This is a genomic window from Arcicella sp. GW458-12-2-14-TSB2, assembly GCF_059423785.1.
This window is the reverse complement of the sequence record NZ_JBWKYN010000288.1, coordinates 1-3,965: the sequence shown is the minus strand read 5'-3', so window position 1 is coordinate 3,965 and position 3,965 is coordinate 1. Positions and strand designations below refer to the sequence as shown.

Annotated in this window: 3 protein-coding genes; 1 reads left to right on the top strand and 2 read right to left on the bottom strand. The window is 36.0% G+C overall.

Translation table 11 applies throughout. The features are described from left to right. Positions 1-78: 78 nt before the first annotated feature. Positions 79-978 carry an OmpA/MotB family protein gene (locus AC07XN_RS23660; RefSeq protein ID WP_309920427.1) on the bottom strand — a complete coding sequence of 300 codons (900 nt, stop codon included), beginning with the start codon at positions 976-978 and terminating at the stop codon, positions 79-81. Between the two features lie 373 nt (positions 979-1,351). Here AC07XN_RS23660 and AC07XN_RS23655 point away from each other — a divergent pair, with 373 nt between their 5' ends. Beyond that, positions 1,352-2,629, top strand: a complete 1,278-nt coding sequence (locus AC07XN_RS23655; protein ID WP_494744838.1) for a M20/M25/M40 family metallo-hydrolase — start codon at positions 1,352-1,354, stop codon at positions 2,627-2,629. Between the two features lie 58 nt (positions 2,630-2,687). On the opposite strand, the gene AC07XN_RS23650 is transcribed toward AC07XN_RS23655, so the two are convergent. Beyond that, positions 2,688-3,782 carry a chorismate mutase gene (locus AC07XN_RS23650; RefSeq protein ID WP_309920431.1) on the bottom strand — a complete coding sequence of 365 codons (1,095 nt, stop codon included), beginning with the start codon at positions 3,780-3,782 and terminating at the stop codon, positions 2,688-2,690. Positions 3,783-3,965 lie beyond the last annotated feature (183 nt).

The window sequence follows — 3,965 nt, the reverse complement described above, 5'->3', positions numbered from 1 at the left end:
TATGAAGACAGCCTGTTTTTTTATTTGAAATATTTCAATGGAATGAGGTTAATATTTTACCTCTTTCACATTTTCAACTTATTTAGTTTGACCGTTCGCCAACAATTGGAAGAATTGATCTAATTTCGGCGTTACGATGATTTCAGTTCTACGGTTCAACTTACGACCTGCACTGCTATCATTTGAATCTTTTGGAGCAAATTCAGAACGACCACCAGCAGTCATGCGCTCAGGAGATACGCTAAATTTAGTTTGTAATAAACGAACAACAGAAGTAGCACGTTTTGTACTTAAATCCCAGTTATCTTTCAAACAGTCAGTAGCGATAGGTACACTGTCAGTATGACCTTCTACTAAAATGTCTAATTCTTTGTGATCATTCACAACTTTAGCCACTTTTTCTAACACTGTTTCAGCTTTTTGGTTAATTACAGCACTACCCGATTGGAATAGCATTTTATCAGAAATTGAGATATAAACAACTCCTTTTTTCACTTCAACCGTTACATCATCGTCATTTACATCAGCTAATGAACGTTTCAATGTCATTACTAAAGCCAAATTCAAAGAATCTTTGCGTTGTACTGAAGAGTTCAAATCTTTGATATATTTGCTTTGATCGTTCAAAGTTTCCAAAGATTTTTTAATGCTCTCAGCACCTGCTTTACTAACTACTGATAGGTCAGACATTCTGTCTAATAAATTAGTATTAGTTTTTTTCAAGTAGTCAATTTGGTCTTCAAACCCTTTTAACTGCTTAATTTTAGCTTGTAATTCACTGTCTTTTGATTTTAAGTCAGTTTCTAAACTTGCTCTTGTCTTATCACAGTCATTTAAGTCAGCTTTTGCTTTAGCAAGAGTACTCTCTGTGCTCGCTTTGTAATTAGCGTATTCCGCTTGAGCAGCTGCGAATTTTTTCTTACTCACGCACGAAGACATGATTACAATTGATGAGGCAAACAAAATTATTTTTTTCATACTTTTAGTTTTTATGCTAATTGCTTATTAAAATTTGAAACGAAAATACTATAAAAAAATTACATAATTGTCATGATTTGTCTTTACTAAAGCCATAAAATGGCTTGTAAGTACTCAAAATTTGTTTATAAAAAACTTAATCTTAAAATAAGTCAACATGAGATTTGATAAGTTCAACTTAAGCGTCTTGAAGTGCGACTTAAATTAATCCAATGACAATTTGTAGAGTGGAAAATTTTATAATCCGAAACAAAATTAAAGCTAATTAGGCTAATACATATAAAAAAAATGGGTATAAAATCATTCCAACTACATTTTATCGCTTCCTATTTTATCAAATATTCTATACTTTAGGGTAAATAAAACATAGAATATGAAAAAAATTGTATTAACCATTGGCTTATTAGCGCTGTTTGGCCATTTTTCAAATGGTCAGCAACTAAATAAAACCGAGAAAAAAATTGCGGAATATATTGAGGAACAAATGCCCCAAACTGAGGCATTGCTTAAAAAGATTGTCAATATTAATAGCGGAACCCTTAACAAAGAAGGCGTTAGAGAGGTGGGGAATATCCTGAGAAAAGAGTTTGACGACTTGGGTTTTAAAACAGAATGGATTTCATTGCCTGATTCATTGAATAGAGCGGGGCATTTAGTAGCCGAACGAAAAGGGAAAACTGGTAAAAAATTATTTTTGATAGGTCATTTAGATACTGTTTTTGAAAAAGCAATGACTTTTACACCCTATACTTATCTAAACGACTCTACTGTGACGGGGCAAGGAGTAAATGATATGAAAGGCGGGGACATTGTTTTGTTGGCAGCCTTGAAAGCCCTTCATCAACATGGATTGCTAGAGAATACTACTTTAACCGCTTACTTTACAGGCGATGAAGAAAGTGCAGGACGCCCGACTAGCATTAGCAGAAAAGACTTTATAGAAAGAGCCCAAACCAACGATATAGCCTTAGCTTTTGAAACTGCCGTCAATTTAAACACCGTTGCTACTGCCCGTAGAGGGTCTAGTGGATGGAAATTAAATGTAAAAGGAGTAATGGGACATTCATCTACCATATTTAGCCAGCAGTCTGGATATGGAGCCATTTATGAAGCCGCTAGAATATTAAATGAATTCAGGGAGAAATTAAGTACTGAAAAATACCTAACCTTCAATCCCGGTTTAATTATGGGGGGTTCCGAAATCAATGATAATAAAGAAACCATTGGTAAGGATAATATTATTTCGCCTAGAGTAATGGTTTCGGGAGATTTGCGGTTCTTAACAGAAAGTCAGAAAGAAAATGCAAGGGTTAAAATGAAAGAAATAGTTTCGCACAGTTTGAATAAAACCAAAGCAGAAATTACTTTCTCAGACGGCATTCCTGCGATGGAGCCTACTCCAGCAAACGAAAACTTGCTTGCTGTTATTAATAAAGTAAGTTTGGATTTAGGTCTAGGAGAAGTAAAGGCTGGAGACCCCGGTTCGAGAGGTGCGGGAGATATTTCATACATTGCCAAATACATGGCTTGCTTAGATGGCCTTGGGGCATCAGGCAAAGGAGCTCATGCACCGGGCGAGACAATGAACATGAAGGAATTTCCGAAATTGGTTCAAAGAACAGCCATCCTGATTTACAGATTAACCCGATAAAAGCAAAGGGGTTGTTTCAAATTTGAAACAACCCCTTTGCTAAATCTATTCAGAACAATTAAGCTACTGTAGAGCTCATTACTTCTGTTTGTTTACGAATTGATTCTAAGTGAACCAATTTGAATAATTCTTCAACAAATTCTGGATACAACCCTAATCCCGTTGCTTGTTTAGCACGGTCAGTATGTAGTTGTTTCCAACGGTCTAATTGTAATACTGCTACGTTGTTATCACGTTTGTATTCGCCTAATTTTTCAACAACAGCCATACGAGCAGCCAACACTTCCATTAATTCACGGTCGATGTTGTCAATTTTAGCACGCAATGCCGCTAATTCGTCTGTAAACTCAGCACCATAGTTTGCTTGACGTACTTCTAATTCGCGTAACATTGTTCCTAACGCTTCAGGTGTTAATTGTTGTGAAGCATCAGACCAAGCTGCATCAGGGTCACGGTGAGTTTCAATAATCATCCCGTCGTAATTCAAATCAAGAATTCTTTGAGATAATTCCATCAACAAAGAGCGTTTTCCAGCCATGTGTGATGGGTCACCGATGATTGGTAATTGAGGGAACAAACGTTTCATCTCAACAGCCATTTGCCACATTGGTGAGTTACGGTATTTTACTTCTTGTGCATTAGAAAAACCACGGTGGATAGCACCTAATTTTTTAATACCAGCACCTTGTAGACGTTCAAAAGCACCTACCCAAAGTGCTAAGTCTGGATTAACAGGGTTTTTAACTAATACAGGAATATCAACACCTTGTAGAGCGTCAGCTAAATCTTGTACGTTAAAAGGGTTTACTGTTGTTCTAGCACCAATCCATAATACATCAACACCATACTTCAAAGCAAGTTCGATATGTTCTGGAGTAGCTACTTCAATAGCTAATGGTAATCCAGTTTGTTTTTTTGCTTCAACAAGCCATTTTAAAGCTGGTTCTCCCATTCCTTCAAAACTTCCTGGACGTGTGCGTGGTTTCCACACACCTGCACGCATGATATGGGCATATCCTTCTGCTTTAATTCTATTAGCAGTCTCCAACACTTGTTCTTCCGTCTCGGCTGAACATGGACCTGCGATAATCAAGGGTTTGCCGTCAGTTTTAATCCATTCCTGCATCGGCACTACATCTAAATTTGCGTTCATTTGGCAAACAGTATTAAGTAAAATCAACTGCTATCTATTAATTACTATTTCTTTTCATTCATCAGATTGAAATATCTTCTAAAAAATAACAAATAGTTTTTTAAACAACAATCAACAAATTTTCAAAACATTATTTTGTAACAAATCGTATCTACTTTATCAAAATTTCCCTTAACATTGTAA

What these genes read in the sequence shown, in the direction of transcription:
- AC07XN_RS23660 (WP_309920427.1), bottom strand. Translation starts at nt 978, where the DNA reads ATGAAAAAAATAATTTTGTTTGCCTCATCAATTGTAATCATGTCTTCG.
- AC07XN_RS23655 (WP_494744838.1), top strand. Translation starts at nt 1,352, where the DNA reads ATGAAAAAAATTGTATTAACCATTGGCTTATTAGCGCTGTTTGGCCAT.
- AC07XN_RS23650 (WP_309920431.1), bottom strand. Translation starts at nt 3,782, where the DNA reads ATGAACGCAAATTTAGATGTAGTGCCGATGCAGGAATGGATTAAAACT.